At 33.7% G+C, this 1,972-nt stretch carries 1 protein-coding gene; it reads right to left on the bottom strand.

Annotation, left to right across the window (positions count from 1 at the left end; translation table 11 throughout):
- Positions 1-314: 314 nt before the first annotated feature.
- On the bottom strand, positions 315-1,972 hold a 1,658-nt coding region (locus tag E5A76_RS04890; RefSeq protein ID WP_262383637.1), incomplete at its 5' end, for an EAL domain-containing protein.

Genomic DNA, 1,972 nt, shown 5'->3' with positions numbered 1-1,972 from the left:
ATTTTAACTCTCGACTATATTTGGACATAAAAGACCCCCAATAATTGGTGTCCAACTATTGGGGGTCACTTCAATCATGTCGGCTTTATTATTTAAATCAACCTGACTAAATGCAAGTTAAACGCAGATTCAAGATCGGCAGAAGTACACTAGATCGATAAGTAACAAAGTAGTGAAATATACGATAACCAACTTTGTTGTAATTGAATATCTTTCGCTTTTATTTGCTTTAACTCATTGTTTTTTCTTTTATCTATTAACATAGTAATCACGTCAAATAAGAGTACACCATTCACTTTAGCCACAAGATCTCACTAATTAATCAATATGCTGTGACGTTGTTGAATTTCTTGGTTATACAAAGAGAACTCTTCAGCATCCATTGGCATACCAAAGTAATAACCTTGCTGTAGGTAGACATCACGTTCTAGTAGATACAGAGATTGCTCTTTGGTTTCAACGCCTTCAGCTATCATCTCCATCCCCGCTTGTTTACCAAAGGCTATAATCGAGTCAAGTAATGACAATTTGATGTCAGTGGTACCGATATTTTCAACAAACATCTTATCGATTTTTAAGCTGCGTAAGTTAAGCTCTTGAATATAGCTAAAACCGCCATAGCCTGTTCCCGCATCATCTAGTTTTATATCAATCCCTTGTGATTTAAGATATTCAATGACTTCAGAGGCAATTGTTAGATTCTCAAACTGCTTTCGCTCTGTAATTTCAAATGCTACCTGTTTAACCGAGATCTTCGAGTTGGAAAATAACTGCAATGAGTTATTCATCAACTCTAAGTTTTCTAGTTGTTGTGGTACAAGGTTTATACTGATCACTCGATTAGTTAATTGCCAATTAATAATGCTGAGATCTTTTATGGTTTTCTCTATCAACAATTTAGTAATTGGAATTATCTGACCACTTTTTTCAACATAAGGAATAAACTCCATCGGTGATATTAGCCCTGCTCCTTTCTTCTTCCATCGAGCTAAAACCTCACAGCCATAAAGCTCATTGGTTTTTACATTGACGATCGGTTGATAATAAGGAATGAATTCACGTTTAGTGATCCCTCGCTGTACTAATGCATGTAAAGATAAACGACGACGTATTAATGAACGACGTAATAAAATTAAAAATGCAGCAGTTGAACACCCTAATAAAAATAAGGGCATTCGTAACTCTTGACATATTTTATCGATAAACTCAGGTTTTATATAACTAGAAAGACGTAAACCGTTAGGTAATACAACCTGATAAATTGGCTCTTTAGAATAAAGTTTTATATCGCCCTGCCATGCAAAGTTTTCATTTTGATCACTTGTAGTAACGGAAGTTAATACACAATCAGAGCAATATTTATTTCTTAATATTTCTTCAACTATTGGCTCTAAAGAAACAACTAACTCACCTTTTTCTCCTTTCCAATGCACTTCAAATATTCGCTGTAAGCTATCTTTTTTAGAAGAAAGCCATAACGACATATTATTACCATAACTGCTTATTTTCGTTGAGTCTAAGCCATGTAAGTTTTGTTGCTCTTGATAACTAGAACATGTGGTTTGACCTGACGGTGTCAATGATATTTTACGGATCAAGTAGTTACTATAAGCAACACGAGTCAATTGAGTACGTTCTTGGTCACTACACGTAAAGTCAAAATTGCGACTTAAGTTGTTTATAAAAACATGATAATCGCCAATGTTTTTAATATATGTTTGTACTAATTCTTCTGTATCTGACTCTATTTTACTTGAAATCTGTTTGGTCGCGAAATATGGCGCTAAGGTAGTAAAACCAAAGCCTATTAATATGACAAAGAACATTAATCCTATGCCTATCTGCCCTGAGAATCGCATCAAAAGAATATCTGTAATACTCTTTGTGATTTTTTCGCTTTTAATCATCCTGAAAACCATTATTAAAATTACGGTTACTTTTATATAAAGATAAATGTAACATTTTATTTCTA

The sequence above is a fragment of the Photobacterium lucens genome (assembly GCF_009873615.1).
Taxonomy (GTDB): domain Bacteria; phylum Pseudomonadota; class Gammaproteobacteria; order Enterobacterales; family Vibrionaceae; genus Photobacterium; species Photobacterium lucens.
The sequence above is the reverse complement of the archived record's forward strand: the minus strand, read 5'-3'. Positions and strand labels throughout refer to the sequence as shown.